Consider the following 16,964-nt stretch of genomic DNA (forward strand, 5'->3'; position numbering starts at 1 on the left):
GGATTTCCTCTGGAGCGCGCAGCGTTCCGTTGTATCAAGTGTCCTGCAGGACCGGCGCGGGGGCCGCTCCGGCATCCGGCGCCAGGCCGATCCAGGCCAGCGCGGCGCCCCGGGCATCGCCGGGCGCGAGCTGCAGCGGCTGCCCTTGCGCTTCTCCCCACCACAGGCCATGGCCGGGCGGGTAGCCTTCACCGGCGCCGTCGCGCCACGTGCCGGCGAGCACCAGGCAGACACCGGCCGGCGTGGAGCCTGGCTGCACGCTGTCCGACACGATTTCGATGGTGCCCTGCCACGCGCCACGGCGCAGCATGAGGTTGAAATCCGTGGAGGCGCCGCCCAGCGGGGTGCAATCGAGCGCTGCGGCGCCGTCGAACGACCAGGGGCGCCAGGGCTCGTCGAGCCGGTGGTCGATGCCGCTCGCGCTCAGGTGCACGCCATCGCCGCCCAGCAGCATGATCTGGCGGTCCACGCCGGGATAGGCCGAGAACGGCCCGGCCCGGTCGATGGTGGCCGCGCTCACGCGCCAGCCGAAACCGTCCATGCCCGCGCCGGGCGGCCAGCACACGATCTCGCGCGTGGAGCCGCCGCCGTTCTTCCAGGGGCTGGGCGCGATCGCGCCCAGGTCGAAACGTTGCAGTGGCATGGTGTCAGGCGCGCGTGAGCACGGCCTGCAGGAACGAGCGCGTGCGTTCCTGGCGCGGGTTGGTGAAGATGGTGGCGGGTGGGCCCGATTCGATGATGCCGCCGCCGTCCATGACGACGACGACATCGCCGACCTCGCGGGCGAAATCCATCTCGTGGGTGACGACCATCATGGTCATGCCCTCGCGTGCGAGCACCTTCATGACCTGCAGCACCTCGCCCACCAGTTCCGGATCGAGCGCCGACGTGGGCTCGTCGAACAGCATCACGCGCGGCCTCATGGCCAGTGCGCGGGCGATGGCCACGCGCTGCTTCTGACCGCCGGAGAGGCTGGCGGGCATGGCGCCGGCCTTGTGGGCCAGGCCCACCTTCTCGAGCAGCACGCGCGCCTGCGCCTCGGCCTCGGCGCGGGCCATGCCGTGCAGCTTGCGCGGGCCCAGCGTCACGTTGTCGATCACCGACAGGTGCGGGAACAGGTTGAAGGACTGGAACACCATGCCCACTTCCTCGCGCAGCGCGTTGAGGTCGCGGTCGGGCAGCATGCGGCCGGAGTCCACCAGCGTGCGGCCGCAGATGTCGATGCGCCCGCCCTGGGGTTCCTCGAGTCCGTTGCAGCAGCGCAGGAAGGTGCTCTTGCCGGAGCCGCTGGGGCCGATCACGACCACCACCTGCGATGGCTGCACGTCGAAATCGATGCCGTCGAGCACGACGTGCTCGCCATAGGCCTTGTGCAGGCCGCGGATGCGCACGATGGGTTCGGCGCTCCGGGAATCGGGTGGCATCGTCATTGCACCATTCCTCCGGCGCGCAGGCGCAGTTCGATGTGGCGCAGCACCAGCGTGGTGGCCCCGGTGAGGACGAAGTACACGACCGCGATGGCCAGGTACACCTCCAGAGAGCGGTACGACACGCTGATGATCTTCTGGCCCTCGTGCATGAGGTCGTGGATCGTGAGCAGCGACACCAGGGCCGAGTTCTTGATCAGCGCGATGAACTCGTTGCCCAGCGGCGGGATCATGCGCACCACGGCCTGCGGCAGCACCACGCTGCGCATCGCCTGGCCCGAGGACATGCCGATGGAGCGCGCGGCTTCCATCTGCCCCTTGTCGATCGACTGGATCGCGCCGCGCACGATCTCGGACACGTAGGCGCCCGAGTAGATGCCCAGGCCGATCACGCCGCACACGAAGGCCGGCAGCAGGATGCCGAACTGCGGCAGGCCGAAGAACAGGATGAACAGCTGCACCAGCAGCGGCGTGCCGCGGATGACCGCCACGTAGGCGGTGCACAGGCCGTACACGATGCGGTTGCGGGGATTGAGGCGGCCGATGCCCACCAGCAGGCCCATCACGCATCCGAGCAGCAGCGAGGCGGCCGTGATCTCCACGGTCACCGCCGCGCCCTGCAGCAGTTGGGGCCAGCCGGCCCACACGGGGGAAAAATCGAGTTCCATCGCTTCAGGTCGTCACGGGGGCCGTGCTTACTTGGCCGCCGGCGCGCTGAACCACTTCTTCTCGATGGCGGCATAGGTGCCGTCGGCCTTGAGCCTGGCGATGGCGCCATTCACGGCGCGGGTCAGCTCGGGCGTGTCCTTGCGCAGGGCCATGCCGTATTCCTCGGTAGTGAGCTGTTCCTGGAGCACGCGCAGGCCGGGCCGCATGCGGGTGTACTGGTAGGCCGCGGGCTTGCCGGTGACGGCGGCGTCGGCGCGGCCGATGTCCACGAGGTTGAACATCTCCTGGTTCTTCTCCACCTCGACGCGCTGCACCTTGGGATGGTTCTGCGTGAGGAAGCCCACCGACTTGGTGCCCACCTGCACGGTGACCTTCTTGCCGTCCAGGTCGGCGATCTTCTGGATCGACGTGTTGCCGTCCTTCACCATGGCGACCAGGCCGCCCGCATAGTAGGGCTCGGTGAAGTCCACCACCTTCCTGCGCTCGTCGGTGATGTAGATGGCCGACACGGCCATGTCGAAGCGGCGGGACATCAGGCCGGGAATGAGGCCCTTGAAGTCGATGTCCACCCACTCGACGCGCTTGCCCAGGGCCTTGCCGACGGCCTCGACGAGTTCCACGTCGAAGCCCGTACGCTTGCCGTTCTCGACGAACTCCATGGGCGGGAAGGTGGCGTCGGTGCCCACGCGCAGCACATTGTCCTGGGCATGCACGCTGGCATGTCCCAGGGCCAGTGCGGCCATGCTGGCGAGAAGGATGTGGCGGCGGGGAGTCATCATGGGCAGGTCTCGGTTCAAGGGTCGGAGAAACGGAAACGGAAACGGAAACGGAAAAACGGCAGGCGACCGGGGACGGCGATCAGTGCAGGACCAGCTGGCGGGAGATGCGCGCGGCGGCCACGACCGCCATGCGTATCAGCGCCGGCTCCTGCCCCTGGGCCCGCAGGATCGGGGCCATGAGCGTGATGGCGCCGGCGGCCTGGCGGGAGGCGCCGAAGAGCGGCACGCTGCAGCCCCACACGCCCTCGTCGACTTCGCCTTCGCTCACGGCGAAGCCCGCCGCGCGGATGGCGTCGAGCTCATCGCGGGCGGACTCGCGGCCGGGCGTGCCAGGCCCCCACTGGGCATCGAGCACCGCGTCGCGCGCAGCCTCGGGCAGGTGGGCCAGCACGCACTTGGCCGACGCCCCCGCGCGCAGGGGCACGCTGCGCCCCTTCTCGAACGAGCAGCGCAGCGAATGGTGGCTCTCCACCATGTCGAGGCAGATCGCCTGGTCGTTCACGGCCAGGATCAGGCCCACGCTCTCGTGCGACTGCTGCGAGAGTTCCACCATGCCGGGGCGCGCCTGCCGCACGAGGTGCGAGGCCAGATCGAAGCCCAGGGCGAGCTGCAGGCTCAGCGGGCCGGGCGCGTAGAAGCCGTCGCTTTCGAGCACGAAGCCCCAGCGCTTGAGCCGCGCGAGCTGCCGGTACAGCGTGCTGCGCGCGAGGCCGGTGAGCTCCATGAGTTCGGTCGCCGACGAGGCCTTGCCCTGCTGGGCCAGCACGGCCAGCACCTGCAGCACGCGGTCGGCGGTGGGTACGGCAACAGGCAAGGCACTCTTGGACATGCCCGCAGTATCAAAGCAAGCGGCCCTGCCTCACACCCCCGCATTCCCAAAAATTGGGAATGGACGTCCCTTTTTTGCGCATTCGCGGGGTTTGCGACCGTATTCCGTTTTTTCGGCAGCGCTCTCTCAGCGCACCATCGGCAGGTGCAACTGGTGCTTCTTCGCCGTGGCGATGGCGATGTCGTACCCCGCATCGGCATGGCGCATCACGCCGCTGGCCGGGTCGTTCCACAGCACGCGGCCCAGGCGCGCGGCGGCCTCGTCGGTGCCGTCCGCCACGATCACCACGCCGGCATGCTGCGAATAGCCCATGCCCACGCCGCCGCCGTGGTGCAGGCTCACCCAGGTGGCGCCGCCCGCGGTGTTGAGCAGCGCGTTGAGCAGCGGCCAGTCGCTCACCGCGTCGGTGCCGTCCTTCATGGCCTCGGTCTCGCGGTTCGGGCTGGCGACGGAGCCGGTGTCCAGGTGGTCGCGGCCGATCACGATGGGTGCCTTCAGCTCGCCGTTCTTCACCATCTCGTTGAAGGCCAGCGCCGCCCTGTGGCGCTCGCCCAGGCCCAGCCAGCAGATGCGCGCGGGCAGGCCCTGGAAGGCGATGCGCTCGCGGGCCATGTCCAGCCAGCGGTGGGTGTGCCTGTTCTCGGGGAACAGCTCCTTGATCTTGGCGTCGGTCTTGTAGATGTCTTCCGGGTCGCCCGAGAGCGCCACCCAGCGGAACGGGCCCTTGCCCTCGCAGAACAGCGGGCGGATGTAGGCCGGCACGAAGCCGGGGAAGTCGAAGGCATTCTTGACGCCCTCGTCGAGGGCCACCTGGCGGATGTTGTTGCCGTAGTCCACCGTGGGAATGCCCATGGCCTGGAAGTCGAGCATGGCCTGCACGTGCGCGGCGCAGCCCTGGGCCGCGGCCTTCTTCAGGCGGGCGTGCCGGGCCGGGTCGGCCGCGGCGGCACGCCACTCGGCGACCGTCCAGCCCACGGGCAGGTAGCCGTTGACGAGGTCGTGCGCGGAGGTCTGGTCGGTCACGATGTCGGGCTTCGGGCCGCCGGCCTGCGCGCGCCGGACCAGCTCCGGCAGCACCTCGGCGGCATTGCCCAGCAGGGCGATGGAGACCGCCTCCTTGCGCGCCGTGTGGTGGGCGATCAGTGCGAGCGCATCGTCGATGTCATTCGCCTGCTTGTCCACGTAGCGGGTGCGCAGGCGGAAGTCGATGCTGCTCTGCTGGCATTCGACGGCCAGCACGCAGGCCCCGGCCAGCACGCCGGCCAGCGGCTGGGCACCGCCCATGCCGCCCAGGCCGGCGGTGAGGATCCAGCGGCCCGACAGGTCGTTGCCGTAGTGCTGGCGGCCGGCCTCGACGAAGGTCTCGAACGTGCCCTGCACGATGCCCTGCGCGCCGATGTAGATCCAGCTGCCGGCGGTCATCTGGCCATACATGAAGAGGCCCTTGCGGTCCAGCTCGTTGAAGTGCTCCCAGGTGCCCCACTTCGGCACCAGGTTGGAGTTGGCGAGCAGCACGCGCGGCGCGTTCTCGTGCGTCTTGAACACGCCCACGGGCTTGCCGGACTGGATCAGCAGGGATTCGTCGGCCTCCAGGGTCTGGAGCGATGCCAGGATCTGGTCGAAGCACTCCCAGTTGCGCGCCGCGCGGCCGATGCCGCCGTACACCACCAGCGACTGCGGGTTCTCGGCCACGTCCGGATCCAGGTTGTTCTGGAGCATGCGCCAGGCGGCCTCGGCCAGCCAGTTCTTGCAGTGCAGCTGGCTGCCGCGCGGCGCGCGGATGGTGCGCGACGGATCGTGGCGGGGATCGGCCAGGGGTTGGGCGGCGGCGGCCGACAGGATGGCGTCGTTGGCGTTCATGGCATCGCTCCTCGGGGCGTTCGGGCTATGGATGGATGAATGGGGAAAGAAGAATCACTGGAAGCTGGGCAGGATGGCGGACAGCGCCTCCGGCCAGGTGCCGTGCTGCGCCCACTGGCGCATGGCTTCGATGTCGGGCGCGAGGTAGCGATCCTGCTCGAGGAAGGCCACGCGCGTGCGCACGGCGGCGAACTGCGCCTCGACCAGCGGCGAGCTGCTCAGGCTGCGGTCGAACTCCATGCCCTGCGCCGCGGCCATGGCCTCGATGCCGACGATCACGCCGGTGTTGCGCGCCATGTCCAGCAGGCGCCGCGCGGCGTAGGTGGCCATGGAGACATGGTCTTCCTGGTTGGCCGAGGTGGGCAGGCTGGTCACGCTGCTCGGGTGCGCCAGGCACTGGTTCTCGGCGGCGAGCGCGGCGGCGGTCACCTGCGCGATCATGAAGCCGGAGTTGACGCCGCTCTCACGGATCAGGAAGGCCGGCAGGCCCGAGAGGCCGGTGTCGAGCAGCAGCGCGAGGCGGCGCTCGGAGATGGCGCCGATCTCGGCGAGCGCGAGCGCGATGATGTCCGCCGCGAAGGCGACCGGCTCGGCGTGGAAGTTGCCGCCGGAGATCACCTCGCCCTGCCCGGAGGTCCCTTCGGTCAACGCGGTGAAGACCAGCGGGTTGTCCGATGCGGCATTGGCCTCGATGCGCAGCACGCGGGCGGCATGCGCCAGGTTGTCCAGGCAGGCCCCCATCACCTGGGGCACGCAGCGGATCGAATACGGGTCCTGCACGCGGCCGCAGTTCGGGTGGGAGGTGTCGATGGCGCTGCCTTCCAGCAGCGCGCGCACGGCGGCGGCCACGGCGATCTGCCCGGCCTGACCACGCGCTTCGTGGATGCGCGCGTCGAACGGCTTGACCGAGCCCTTGATGGCTTCGAGCGTCAGGCAGCCCGCGACCAGGCCGGCGGCGAACACGCTCTCGGCCGCGAACAGGCCCGCCAACGCGAGCGCGGTGGACACCTGCGTGCCGTTGAGCAGCGCCAGCCCCTCTTTCGGGCCGAGAACGAAAGGCTCGAGCCCGATCGCGGCCAAGGCCTCGCGGCCGGACACGATCTTGCCGTCCACCCTGGCGGCGCCCTCCCCGATCAGCACGCAGGCCAGGTGCGCGAGCGGTGCGAGATCGCCCGAGGCACCCACCGAGCCCTTGGCGGGAATCACGGGCAGCACGTCGGCATTGGCCAGCGCCAGCAGCGCGTCGGCCAGTGCCGGGCGCACGCCCGAATGGCCGCGCGCCAGGCTCACGGCCTTGGTGGCCAGCACCATGCGCACCACGTCGTCCGGCAACGGATCGCCCGTGCCCACGCTGTGCGAGAGCACGAGGTTGCGCTGCAGTTCGGCCAGCCGCTCGTGCGCGATCTTCGTGCTGGCCAGCTTGCCGAAGCCGGTGTTGATGCCGTAGACCACCTGGTCTTCTTCGACGATGCGGTCCACCGTGGCCTGGGCCGCCTGCATGGCGGGCAGCGCGGCCGCATCCAGCGACAGCCGCACGCCCCCGCCGGCGATGGAGCGCAGTTCGGCCAGCGTGACCTGGCCCGGAAGCAGCGCGAGGGTGGGAATGGCGCTCATGGACTACTCCTGTATATACAAGTTGATCTTCGAAAAATTCAGCGGCTGGTACGAACAGCTTTCGGCGCGGATTGGACCATGAAACGCCCAGCTTGTATATACAGGAAGAACATGGCGAATCAGCCGACCAGCGGATGGCCGTCGGCCCGGATGCGGCTGCCCAGCCGGTAGCGCGAGCCCGGGTGCAGGCAGCGCACCAGGGTGACCGGCATACCGCGCGACCAGGTGCGGCGGGTGAGCAGCAGGCACGGATCGCCGCCCGCCATGTCCAGCAGGCGCGCCTGCTCGGCCGTGGGCAGCACGGCATCGACGACGTGCTCCAGCTGGTCGAACGGTACGTTGCGCACCAGGTATTCGGAGGGCTGCATGCGCGTGAAGTCCTGCGCGCCGAACTGCGGCACCGCGCGCGGGTTCACGTAGCGGTCTTCCAGCTGCACGGGCATGCCGTCCTCGCGGTGCACGCAGACCGCATGGAACACCGATTCGCCGGTGCGCAGGTCCAGCGCCGCGGCCACGTCCAGCGGCGCGGAGATGCGCTCCACCGTGAGCACGTCGCAGCGGTAGTCGTGGCCGCGCTGGCGGATCTCGCTGGCCAGGTTGGCGATCTGCAGCAGCGTGGATTGCGGCTTGTCCTCGGCCACGAAGCTGCCCACGCCGGCCACGCGCACGATGCGGCCCTGCTCGGACAGCTCGCGCAGCGCGCGGTTCACCGTCATGCGCGACATCCCGAACTGCTGCACCAGCTCGCTCTCGGACGGCAGCCGGTCGCCCGCGCGCCAGGAGCCGTCCTGGATGCGGCGCACGATGTGGTCCTTGATCTGCTGGTAGAGCGCGAGCGCCGGCGCGGGCGCGGCGGATGCCGGCGCCGGGGTACTGCGGGAGGGAGTGGCGGGCCGGGAGGTGCGCGCGCGGGCGGTCGTCGCTTTCATGGCGCGGCACTCTATCAGTGCGCGTCGGCGGCCATCGACTCGGCGCGGATCTCTTCGGTCAGTCGCGCCTTGAGTTCCATGAATTCCGGCGAGGTCTTCACGCGATAGTGCCGCGGGTGCGGCAGGTCCACCGCGATCTCGCTCTTGATGCGCCCGGGCCGGGCGCTGAACACGGCCACGCGGCTGGCCATGAAGATCGCCTCGTCGATGTCGTGGGTCACGAACATCACCGTCTTGCGCTCGGCCTCCCAGATGCCCAGCAGCAGCTCCTGCATGAGCACGCGGGTCTGGTTGTCGAGCGCGCCGAAGGGCTCGTCCATCAGCAGGATCTTCGGGTCGTTGGCGAGCGCGCGGGCGATGGCCGTGCGCTGCTGCATGCCGCCCGAGAGCTGCTTGGGATAGTGCTGCTCGAAGCCGCGCAGCCCCACCTTGGCGATGAAATACGCCGCCCGCTCCTTCTGCACGCTCTCGGCGACGCCGCGCTCGCGCAGGCCGAAGCGGATGTTCTGCTCGATGGTGAGCCACGGGAACAGCGTGTAGCTCTGGAACACCATGCCGCGGTCGGCGCCCGGGCCCGTCACCGGCTGGCCGTCCAGCAGCACGCGGCCGGCGGTGGGCTGGTCCAGCCCCGCCACGATGCGCAGCATGGTCGACTTGCCGCAGCCCGAGGGACCCAGGATGGTGACGAAGTCGTTGTCGGCCACGTGGAAGTCCACCGGCAGCAGCGCCTGCGTGGCGGGCCCCTTGGCCGAGGTGAAGGTGCGCGAGACGCCCTGGATATGCAACTCACTCATCAGATCACGCTCCAGGCGAAGAGGCGGCGGTTGACCGCCTTGAAGAGGAAGTCCGACACCAGGCCGATGATCCCGATCACGATGATGCCGAAGATGATCTGCCCGGTGTTGAGCAGCGCCTGGCTGTCGGTGATCATGTGGCCGATGCCCGAGGACGAGCCGATCAGCTCGGCGACGATCACGTAGGTCCAGGCCCAGCCCAGCACCAGCCGCAGCGTCTCGGCGATGTGGGGCGCGGCGCCGGGAATCAGCACGCGGCGCACGATGCCCGTGGGCGTGGCGCCCAGCGTGTAGGCGGCCTCGACCAGGTCCTTGCGTGCGCTGCCCACGGTGACGGCGACCATCAGGATGATCTGGAACACCGAGCCGATGAAGATCACCAGCAGCTTCTGCAGCTCCCCCAGGCCCGCCCAGAGGATGAGCAGCGGGATGAAGGCCGATGCGGGCAGGTAGCGGCAGAAGGACACGAAGGGCTCCAGGAATGCCTCGACCCCCTTGTGCGCGCCCATGCAGATGCCCAGGGGCACGGCCACCAGCGCCGCCAGGAAGAAGCCGCCCAGCACGCGCCAGACCGTCATGCCGATGTCGTGCAGGAACCCGAACTGCGTGAACAGCAGCCAGCCTTCCTGCACCATGGTGATCGGGCTGGCCAGGAAGGTGGGCGAGACGTAGCCGCCGAGCGTGGCCACCGACCACACGGCCACGAAGAGCACGAAGAAGGCCGCGCCCAGCAGCCAGCGCGTGCGCGAGGCCACCGGCTCCAGCGGCCGCAGGCGGCGGCGCGGCGCGGCATGCGCGGGCGCGGCCGCTGGCGCGGTCGCCGCGCCGGGTTGGGGGTCAGCGGGCATGGCGCCCATCACTCGGCTCATCGCGGGACTCTCCTGGCAGGTTCGGTGGCAGCGGCGATGCCGGCATCACTTGATGAAGCTGTCGTCGAACATGGCGGCGAAGTTGTCCGGCTGCTTGCGCACCACGCCCGCCTCCAGCAGGATCGCGCCCGCATCCTTCATGAACTGCTGCAGCTCGCCCGCGAAGAACTTCTGGTTGGCGGCCTTGTCCTGCCAGCGCAGGTAGGCCGACGACTTGGCGAAGGCCTCGCCGGTCTGCTTGACGGCGGCGCCCATGATCTCGTTGGCCTTGGCCGGGTCGGCCTTGATCATCTCCAGCGCATCGAAATACGACTGCGTGAGCGCCTGCGCGGCCTTCGGGTTCGCCTTGAGCCACTCGGGCGCGCAGCCCACGGTGTCCATCACCATCGGATAGTCGATGGTAGTGGCGAGGATCTTGCCAGCCTGCGGATTGGCGCGGATCGTCGAGAGGTACGGCTCGTACGTCATCGCGGCATCGTTCTGGCCCGACACGAAGGCCTGCGCGGCCGGCTGCGGCTCGAGCGACACGGTCTTCACGTCCTTGAGCGTCATGCCGTTCTTCGACAGCATCCAGGCCAGGCCGAAATACGGCGCGGTGCCGGGTGCGCTCACGGCGACGGTCTTGCCCTTGAGGTCGGCGAAGCCCTTCACGTCGTTGCGCACCGCGATGCCGTCGGCGCCGTAGGATTTGTCCATCTGGAAGATCTGCACGATCGGCACACCGTTCGTATTCCAGGCCACGTGCGTCTCGACCGTGGTCGCCGCGCACTGGATGGCCTTGGAAGCCAGGGCCAGGTGGCGGTCCTTCTGCGGAATCATCTTGAGTTCCACGTCCAGGCCGTTCTTCTTGAAGATACCGGCCTTGTCCGCCAGGGTGAGCGGCGCGAAGCCCGTCCAGCCCGACATGCCGAGCGCGAGTTTCGTCTCCTGCGCCTGCGCGCCGAGCGCCAGGCCCGCAAACCCCACCACCGCCGCGATCCGCGACACCTTGCCCGCCATCGTTCCAGCCATCGTCCAGCTCCTCGAAAATGAATGCGTTCGTCCAACCCGGTGCGCGCCGCTCCACCGCCGGGACACCTGGCCGGCCGCCGCAGCGGGCCCGCCCATTCTTGTCCCGCGGCCAGGCTGTCTATACAGGGTAAACACCCAGAGTGCGGCCGGCAGGAAACCGGCGGCGCAGGCACGCAACGGGTCCGCATGCAAGAAGGGGACCAGGCTTCCTTCCCACGGGATAAAGGCAGGTGTCGCCCCGGCGCCGACGCCGTTCCCGGCGCACCCGCCGGCCTTGCGAATACCCCGCGGCGTCCCCTGGTGTCGCGGGGTGCCCCACAATGGCTGCATAACCATCGGATTTGCCGGCTCACCCGCGCCGCGGCCGTGTCGGAGCCGACCCTGCCGCCGCGTCGTACGCGGCACGATCGCACGTCGGAATGCACCGCGAAAGGGCTTCGTGCACCACCGCCGGGCAGGGGCCGCGCCGTAGAATTTGCAGTATCCGAACCACAACGAAAGCGCCCCTGGCCATGACTCAGCAGTACGAGGCCCTCCTTGCCATCCTGGACTCCAAGGAAGACCCCCTCATCCAGGAATGGCTGGCCGAAGCGGCCCAGGGCGGCACGGCTCCCGCGGCCAGTTTCTCGTCCGACGCGCGCGAGCTGCTGCAGGCGCTGCGTACCGCGCTGCACAGCGGCCCGCCTCCGCGCGGCACGCCCCATCCGGGCAATGCATGGCACACGCTGAACGGCGTGCTGGAATCGCTGTCCCGCTCCCGTGCCGCGCGCGGCGAAACCGCCGGCGACACGAGCGTGTTCGTGCTGGCGCTGAAAAAGGCGCTGTTCACGCAGCTGCAGGCCACCAGCGACGCCGCCGCGCTGGCGCCCGCGCTCTGGAGCGCGACCGAACTGGTGGATCGCCTGGCCCAGCACACCGTGACCACCTTCCAGCTGGCACGCGAGGACATCATCCGCCGCCAGCAGGAAGAACTGCTGGAGCTCTCCACCCCGGTCGTCAAGCTCTGGGACGGCGTACTGGCGGTGCCCATGATCGGCACGCTCGACAGCAACCGCACCCAGGTGGTGATGGAGACGCTGCTGCAGCGCATCGTCGACACCGAATCCGAGATCGCCATCATCGACATCACCGGCGTACCCACGGTGGACACGCTGGTCGCGCAGCACCTGCTCAAGACCGTCGCGGCCATCCGGCTCATGGGCGCGGACTGCATCGTGAGCGGCATCCGCCCGCAGATCGCGCAGACCATCGTGCACCTGGGCATCGACCTGCAGGGCATCCACACCCGCGCCACGCTGGCCGACGCCCTCGCGCTCGCGCTGCAGAAGACCGGCTGGCGCATCGGCCGCGTGCCGGCCTGAAGCGGAAAGGACGCATTCCATGGAACGCATACCGATCCTGCGCATGGGCGATACGCTGCTGGTCACCATCCAGCTGGACATGCAGGACCGCACGGCCCTCGCCCTGCAGGAAGACCTCGCGGCGCGCATCGCCGACACCGGCGCCACGGGTGTGATGATCGACATCTCCGGGCTGGAGATCGTGGACTCGTTCGTCGGCCGGATGCTCAGCAGCATCTCGGGCATCGCACGCATCCTCTCGGCCCACACGGTGGTAGTCGGCATGCAGCCGGCGGTGGCCATCACCCTGGTGGAACTCGGCCTCTCGCTGGATGGCGTGCGCACCGCACTCAACGTGGAGCGCGGCATGGACCTGCTGCGCCGCATCCGCGAGGAGGCCCCTCTTGGCCTTTGAACCCACGGGCACGCTGCCCATCGAATCCGAGCAGCACATCGTCGCCTGCCGCCAGACCGTGCGGGCGCTCTGCGCGGGCCTGCGCTTCTCGCTGGTGGACCAGACCAAGGTCATCACGGCCGCCAGCGAGCTGTCGCGCAACACCCTGGTGCATGGTGGCGGCGGCCGCATGCGCTGGGAGGTGCTCGACCAGCACGGCCGCTCCGGTCTGCGGATGGCCTTCGAGGACGAGGGCCCCGGCATCGCCGACATGCAGCTGGCCCTGACGGACGGCTGGACCTCCGGCGGCGGCATGGGCCTGGGCCTGCCGGGCAGCCGGCGCCTCGTCAACGAATTCGACATCCGCTCGGCGCCCGGCCAGGGCACCTGCGTCACCATCACGAAATGGAAGTGATGGACCCCGCCCGCGCCGAAGTGCTGCACGGCTGGACGCACACGGCCTTCCCGATCGACGACGCGAGCCGCGTCGGCGAGGCGCGGCGCTTCGCTGCGCACGAAAGCGCACGGCTCGGCTGGAACCCGACCGACGCCGGGCGGCTGTCGCTGGTGGTGACCGAACTCGCCGCCAACCTGCACCGCCATGCGCGCGGCGGGCGCCTGCTGATCGCAGCCATTCCCGCGCGGCACGCGGTGGAGGTGATCGCGATCGACAACGGCCCGGGCATCGCGGACCTGCGGATGGTGATGCAGGACGGCTACTCGACCGGCGGCACCCCCGGAACCGGCCTGGGAGCCGTCCGGCGCCTGTCCGACGAATTCGACCTCCACTCCACGCCCGAGGGCACGGTCTGCGTGGCCCGGGTCTCGGAGCGCCCCCACGAGAAAGACGACGGCTACGCCTCGGCAGAGACATGCACCCCGCGTGGCGACGCGGCCCGGCCCTGCGTGCGCGTGGGCGCCATCCGCCTGCCCCTGCGCGGCGAGACGGCCTGCGGGGACGCCTGGGCGGCCGCCATCGACGGCGAGCGCGTGGCCCTGTGCGTGGCCGACGGCCTGGGGCACGGGCCGGAAGCGGCGCGGGCTTCGGAGGCGGCGCTGGAAGTCTTCGCCCAGGCCCCCTTCGGCGATCTGGTCGGCATGGCGGAACGCGCCCACCGCGCGCTGCTGGGGCTGCGCGGCGCGGCGGTCTGCGCCCTGCGCTGGGACGGGCCTGCCGCCACGGTTCAGAGCACCAGCATCGGCAACGTGGCGGCGCGGCTGGTCTCCGGCGTGGCCGACCGGTCGGTGCCGGCGCAGCACGGCACGGTGGGCCTGCAGATCCGCAAGCCCCAGGAAGCCGCCATCCAGCCCCCGGACCATGCGATCGCCGTGGTCCATACCGACGGCATCGAGGGGCGCTGGCACGCCCGCTCGATCCATGCGCTGCTCGGCCGCGACCCGACCCTCGTGGCCGCGGTGCTGCTGCGCGACCACCACCGCGTCCGGGACGACGCCACCATCGTGGTGGTCCAGCGCAACGGCTGAACCATCCACCCCCTTGAAGCCGACATCCCGAGGAACCGCACGATGACATCCCAGCCCGACGCACAGGCCGACACAGGGGCCGGCGCCGAAACCCCCACCCTCTCCGCACTGCAGGCCGCACTCGCCGCCAGCCAGCTGGAGGTGGAGATGCTGCGCGCCGAGCTCGAGGAAACCAACCGCGGCGTGGTGGCGCTCTATTCGGAGCTGGACGCACAGGCCGAGCAGCTGCGCAAGGCCACGGAGATGAAAAGCCGTTTCCTGGCGTACATGAGCCACGAGTTCCGCACGCCGATCAGCTCGATCCGCAGCATCGCGCGCCTGCTCGCCGACCACGTGGACGGCCCGCTGAACGCCGAGCAGACCCGCCAGGTGGGCTTCATCCAGACCACGGCGGTGGAGTTCTCCGAGATGGTGGACGACCTGCTCGATCTCGCGAAGATCGAAGCCGGCCGGGTCGACATCTCGCCGGCGTGGTTCGACATGGTGGACCTCTTCCAGGCGCTGCGCGGCATGTTCAAGCCCGTGGTCACCAACGCGGATCTGAACCTGGTGTTCGAGGAGCCGCGCGGCCTGCCGCCGCTCTTCACGGACGACCGCAAGCTGTCGCAGATCCTGCGCAATTTCATCTCCAACGCACTCAAATTCACGCCGCGCGGCGAGGTGCGCATCAGCGTCGAGCCCTGCGAGGGCGACCGCGTGCGGTTCTCGGTGGCGGATACCGGCATCGGCATCGCGCCGGAATTCCACACCCGCGTGTTCGAGGACTTTTCGCAGGTCGGCTCTCCGCTGCAGAACCGCCTGCGGGGCACGGGCCTCGGCCTGGCGCTGAGCCGCCAGCTCGCCGAGCTGCTGGGCGGCCGGGTGGACCTGCAGAGCGTGCTGGGCGAAGGCTCGGTGTTTTCCGTGACCCTGCCCGCACGGCTGCCGCAGCCAAATGCCGGCGCGGGAACCCCGGAGTGAGCGGCATGCTGGACGTCGGAGCCATCCACACCACCATCGACCGCGGCACCCACACCGTGCTGGTGGTGGACGACAACCCGGTCACCCGCTACTCGACCGCGCGCATCGTGCGTGCCGCCGGCTTCCAGACGCTGGAAGCCGCCAGCGGCGCGCAGGCCCTGCAGATGGCCGGCGGCAACATCTCGGCCGTGGTGCTGGACGTGCACCTGCCGGACATCGACGGTTTCGAGGTCTGCCGCACCCTGCGCGTGCGGCAGGACACGGCGCAGCTGCCGGTGATGCACCTGTCCGCGGCCCATGTGCATGCCGAGGACCGCGTCACCGGGCTCAACGCCGGGGCGGACGCCTACCTCACGCACCCCGTGGAGCCTGCGGTGCTGGTGGGCACCCTGCAGGCGCTCATCCGCGCCCGCACGGCCGAGGACAGCCTGCGCCGCAGCGACCGGCGCTTCCGCGCGATCTACAGCCAGGCGCTGAGCGGCATCGGCCTGCTCGAGCGCGACGGCCGGTTCACCGACATCAACCCGGCCATGGCGCGGCTGCTCGGCCGTTCGCCGCAGGAAGTGCTCGGGCGTGCGGTCAGCGATTTCGCGCCGCCCGACTGGGCGGATTTCGTGCGCGACAAGACGGTGGAGACCGGGCAGCCCACGACATGGCAGGGCGAATTCCCCCTGCTGCGGCCGTCGGGGCAGTGGGTGTACCTGGAATGGAGCATCTCGGCCCATGTGGAGCCGGGCCTGCGCATGGCGATCGCCGCCGACATCTCCGAGCGCGTGGAACTCGACAGCCGCCGCCAGGAAGTCCTGGAGCGCGAACAGGTGGCGCGCGCCACGGCCGAGCGCCTGGGCCGCACCAAGGACGATTTCATCGCCGTGCTGTCCCACGAGCTGCGCACGCCGCTGAACGCGATCGCCGGCTGGGTTCACATCCTCAAGCGCCGCGGCGGCACGCCCGAACTGATCAAGGGGCTGGATTCGATCCACCGCAACGTGAAGGCGCAGGCACGCATCATCTCGGACATCCTGGACGTATCGCGCATCAACAGCGGCAAGCTGCACCTCGAACGCGAATGGACGCAGCCCGAGGAGGCGGTGCGCTCGGCGATCGAAGCGCTGCAGGCCTCCATCGCCGAGAAGCGCCTGACGGTGGACGTGCAGGCGGGCGCCGGCATCGGGCCCGCCTGGCTCGACCCGACGCGCTTCCAGCAGATCTTCTGGAACCTGCTCACGAACGCCATCAAGTTCTCCGACAACGACGGGCGCATCGAGGTGGTGCTGTCGCGCGAGGGCAATGCGCTCACGCTGTCCGTGCAGGACTGGGGCCGCGGCATCGCTGCGGAGTTCATCGAACACCTCTTCGACCGCTTCACCCAGAGCGACTCGCCCGACAACCGCCGCCACGGCGGCCTGGGCCTGGGCCTCTCCATCGTCAAGCAGCTCGCCGAGCTGCACGGCGGCGGGGTCGAGGCGTACAGCGCCGGCTCCGGGAAGGGCTCCACCATCACCGTGCGGCTCACCGCGGCCTACGAGGGCGAAGGCGAGAGCGCGCCCGCGCCGCTGCGCGCGGACGAAGCGCCGCCCGAGCCGCCCATGGAGGAGCGCCCGCTGCGCGCTCTCGACATCCTCACCGTGGAAGACCATCCGGACGCCAGCGAGATGCTGGCCGTGGTGCTGTCCGACGGCGGCGCGCGGCCGCGGCAGGCCGCGGATTTCGATGCCGCCATCCGGGCACTGGGCGAACGCTGGCCCGACGTGGTGGTCAGCGACATCGGGCTGCCGGGGCGCGACGGCTACGAACTCGTGCGCGCCCTGCGCGGCATGGCGGTACCGCCAGGACGCCGGCCGCCCGTCGCGATCGCGCTCACGGCCTTCTCGCGCCCGCAGGACGCGAACAGGGCGCTGGAAGCCGGTTTCGACGCGCACCTCGGCAAACCGCTGCAACCCCACGCCCTCATGGCCACCATCGTCCGGCTGATGGCGGGCCGGTAGACCGTGCACGAAGGCC

At 69.9% G+C, this 16,964-nt stretch carries 17 protein-coding genes; 6 read left to right on the plus strand and 11 right to left on the minus strand.

Annotated features, from left to right (window positions below; all coding sequences use genetic code 11):
• Positions 1-34: 34 nt before the first annotated feature.
• The 11 genes from Q9R47_RS08540 to Q9R47_RS08590 all read right to left on the minus strand — a co-directional run bounded on the left by Q9R47_RS08540 (position 35) and on the right by Q9R47_RS08590 (position 10,781).
• Entirely contained in the window at positions 35-643 is a 609-nt protein-coding gene (locus Q9R47_RS08540) for a HutD family protein (protein WP_311232783.1), read from the minus strand.
• A 4-nt stretch (positions 644-647) separates the two neighbouring features.
• Complete coding sequence (locus Q9R47_RS08545; protein ID WP_404977122.1) at positions 648-1,424, minus strand: amino acid ABC transporter ATP-binding protein; 777 nt, start codon at positions 1,422-1,424, stop codon at positions 648-650.
• Positions 1,425-1,426: 2 nt separating this feature from the next.
• Entirely contained in the window at positions 1,427-2,095 is a 669-nt protein-coding gene (locus Q9R47_RS08550; RefSeq protein WP_019701108.1) for an amino acid ABC transporter permease, read from the minus strand.
• 27 nt (positions 2,096-2,122) lie between these two features.
• On the minus strand, positions 2,123-2,872 hold the full coding sequence (locus tag Q9R47_RS08555; protein ID WP_311232966.1) for a transporter substrate-binding domain-containing protein: 750 nt from the start codon (positions 2,870-2,872) through the stop codon (positions 2,123-2,125).
• Between the two features lie 82 nt (positions 2,873-2,954).
• Positions 2,955-3,704: an IclR family transcriptional regulator gene (locus tag Q9R47_RS08560; protein ID WP_311232785.1), complete on the minus strand. Its 750-nt coding sequence runs from the start codon at positions 3,702-3,704 to the stop codon at positions 2,955-2,957.
• A 126-nt stretch (positions 3,705-3,830) separates the two neighbouring features.
• Entirely contained in the window at positions 3,831-5,564 is a 1,734-nt protein-coding gene (gene hutU, locus Q9R47_RS08565) for a urocanate hydratase (protein ID WP_311232786.1), read from the minus strand.
• 54 nt (positions 5,565-5,618) lie between these two features.
• A complete protein-coding gene (gene hutH / locus Q9R47_RS08570) occupies positions 5,619-7,178 on the minus strand; it encodes a histidine ammonia-lyase (RefSeq protein WP_311232787.1) in 1,560 nt (519 codons plus the stop codon).
• A gap of 119 nt (positions 7,179-7,297) precedes the next feature.
• Positions 7,298-8,107: a histidine utilization repressor gene (hutC, locus tag Q9R47_RS08575; protein WP_311232788.1), complete on the minus strand. Its 810-nt coding sequence runs from the start codon at positions 8,105-8,107 to the stop codon at positions 7,298-7,300.
• A gap of 14 nt (positions 8,108-8,121) precedes the next feature.
• The gene (locus tag Q9R47_RS08580) at positions 8,122-8,901 is read right to left on the minus strand and encodes an ABC transporter ATP-binding protein (RefSeq protein ID WP_311232789.1); all 780 of its coding nucleotides are present in this window, start codon (positions 8,899-8,901) and stop codon (positions 8,122-8,124) included.
• Positions 8,901-9,770, minus strand: a complete 870-nt coding sequence (locus Q9R47_RS08585; protein WP_311232790.1) for an ABC transporter permease — start codon at positions 9,768-9,770, stop codon at positions 8,901-8,903. The genes Q9R47_RS08580 and Q9R47_RS08585 overlap by 1 nt, the downstream gene beginning before the upstream one ends.
• A 45-nt stretch (positions 9,771-9,815) precedes the next feature.
• Positions 9,816-10,781 (minus strand): ABC transporter substrate-binding protein, encoded by a 966-nt coding sequence (locus Q9R47_RS08590; RefSeq protein WP_311232791.1) that lies wholly within the window; start codon positions 10,779-10,781, stop codon positions 9,816-9,818.
• 512 nt (positions 10,782-11,293) lie between these two features.
• Between Q9R47_RS08590 and Q9R47_RS08595 the strand changes: the two genes are divergently transcribed.
• Genes Q9R47_RS08595 through Q9R47_RS08620 form a run of 6 tightly spaced genes read left to right on the plus strand, consistent with a single transcriptional unit; the run spans position 11,294 to position 16,948 of the window.
• On the plus strand, positions 11,294-12,142 hold the full coding sequence (locus tag Q9R47_RS08595; protein ID WP_311232792.1) for an STAS domain-containing protein: 849 nt from the start codon (positions 11,294-11,296) through the stop codon (positions 12,140-12,142).
• A gap of 19 nt (positions 12,143-12,161) precedes the next feature.
• Positions 12,162-12,536 carry an STAS domain-containing protein gene (locus tag Q9R47_RS08600; RefSeq protein WP_172819446.1) on the plus strand — a complete coding sequence of 125 codons (375 nt, stop codon included), beginning with the start codon at positions 12,162-12,164 and terminating at the stop codon, positions 12,534-12,536.
• Positions 12,526-12,930 (plus strand): anti-sigma regulatory factor, encoded by a 405-nt coding sequence (locus Q9R47_RS08605; protein ID WP_160046473.1) that lies wholly within the window; start codon positions 12,526-12,528, stop codon positions 12,928-12,930. Before Q9R47_RS08600 ends, Q9R47_RS08605 begins: the two co-directional genes overlap by 11 nt.
• A complete protein-coding gene (locus Q9R47_RS08610) occupies positions 12,930-14,000 on the plus strand; it encodes an ATP-binding protein (RefSeq protein ID WP_311232793.1) in 1,071 nt (356 codons plus the stop codon). The genes Q9R47_RS08605 and Q9R47_RS08610 overlap by 1 nt, the downstream gene beginning before the upstream one ends.
• 42 nt (positions 14,001-14,042) lie before the next feature.
• Entirely contained in the window at positions 14,043-14,960 is a 918-nt protein-coding gene (locus tag Q9R47_RS08615; RefSeq protein WP_311232794.1) for an ATP-binding protein, read from the plus strand.
• A 5-nt stretch (positions 14,961-14,965) separates the two neighbouring features.
• Positions 14,966-16,948, plus strand: coding sequence for a response regulator (locus tag Q9R47_RS08620; protein ID WP_311232795.1), 1,983 nt, complete (start codon positions 14,966-14,968; stop codon positions 16,946-16,948).
• Positions 16,949-16,964: the final 16 nt, after the last annotated feature.

Source organism: Acidovorax sp. PRC11 (assembly GCF_031844105.1).
Taxonomy (GTDB): domain Bacteria; phylum Pseudomonadota; class Gammaproteobacteria; order Burkholderiales; family Burkholderiaceae_C; genus Paracidovorax.

Bases quoted from the DNA above. Each gene is read 5' to 3' on its own strand.
- Q9R47_RS08540 (WP_311232783.1), bottom strand. From the start codon at position 643: ATGCCACTGCAACGTTTCGACCTGGGCGCGATCGCGCCCAGCCCCTGG.
- Q9R47_RS08545 (WP_404977122.1), bottom strand. From the start codon at position 1,424: ATGCCACCCGATTCCCGGAGCGCCGAACCCATCGTGCGCATCCGCGGC.
- Q9R47_RS08550 (WP_019701108.1), bottom strand. From the start codon at position 2,095: ATGGAACTCGATTTTTCCCCCGTGTGGGCCGGCTGGCCCCAACTGCTG.
- Q9R47_RS08555 (WP_311232966.1), bottom strand. From the start codon at position 2,872: ATGACTCCCCGCCGCCACATCCTTCTCGCCAGCATGGCCGCACTGGCC.
- Q9R47_RS08560 (WP_311232785.1), bottom strand. From the start codon at position 3,704: ATGTCCAAGAGTGCCTTGCCTGTTGCCGTACCCACCGCCGACCGCGTG.
- hutU (WP_311232786.1), bottom strand. From the start codon at position 5,564: ATGAACGCCAACGACGCCATCCTGTCGGCCGCCGCCGCCCAACCCCTG.
- hutH (WP_311232787.1), bottom strand. From the start codon at position 7,178: ATGAGCGCCATTCCCACCCTCGCGCTGCTTCCGGGCCAGGTCACGCTG.
- hutC (WP_311232788.1), bottom strand. From the start codon at position 8,107: ATGAAAGCGACGACCGCCCGCGCGCGCACCTCCCGGCCCGCCACTCCC.
- Q9R47_RS08580 (WP_311232789.1), bottom strand. From the start codon at position 8,901: ATGAGTGAGTTGCATATCCAGGGCGTCTCGCGCACCTTCACCTCGGCC.
- Q9R47_RS08585 (WP_311232790.1), bottom strand. From the start codon at position 9,770: ATGAGCCGAGTGATGGGCGCCATGCCCGCTGACCCCCAACCCGGCGCG.
- Q9R47_RS08590 (WP_311232791.1), bottom strand. From the start codon at position 10,781: ATGGCTGGAACGATGGCGGGCAAGGTGTCGCGGATCGCGGCGGTGGTG.
- Q9R47_RS08595 (WP_311232792.1), top strand. From the start codon at position 11,294: ATGACTCAGCAGTACGAGGCCCTCCTTGCCATCCTGGACTCCAAGGAA.
- Q9R47_RS08600 (WP_172819446.1), top strand. From the start codon at position 12,162: ATGGAACGCATACCGATCCTGCGCATGGGCGATACGCTGCTGGTCACC.
- Q9R47_RS08610 (WP_311232793.1), top strand. From the start codon at position 12,930: ATGGACCCCGCCCGCGCCGAAGTGCTGCACGGCTGGACGCACACGGCC.
- Q9R47_RS08615 (WP_311232794.1), top strand. From the start codon at position 14,043: ATGACATCCCAGCCCGACGCACAGGCCGACACAGGGGCCGGCGCCGAA.
- Q9R47_RS08620 (WP_311232795.1), top strand. From the start codon at position 14,966: ATGCTGGACGTCGGAGCCATCCACACCACCATCGACCGCGGCACCCAC.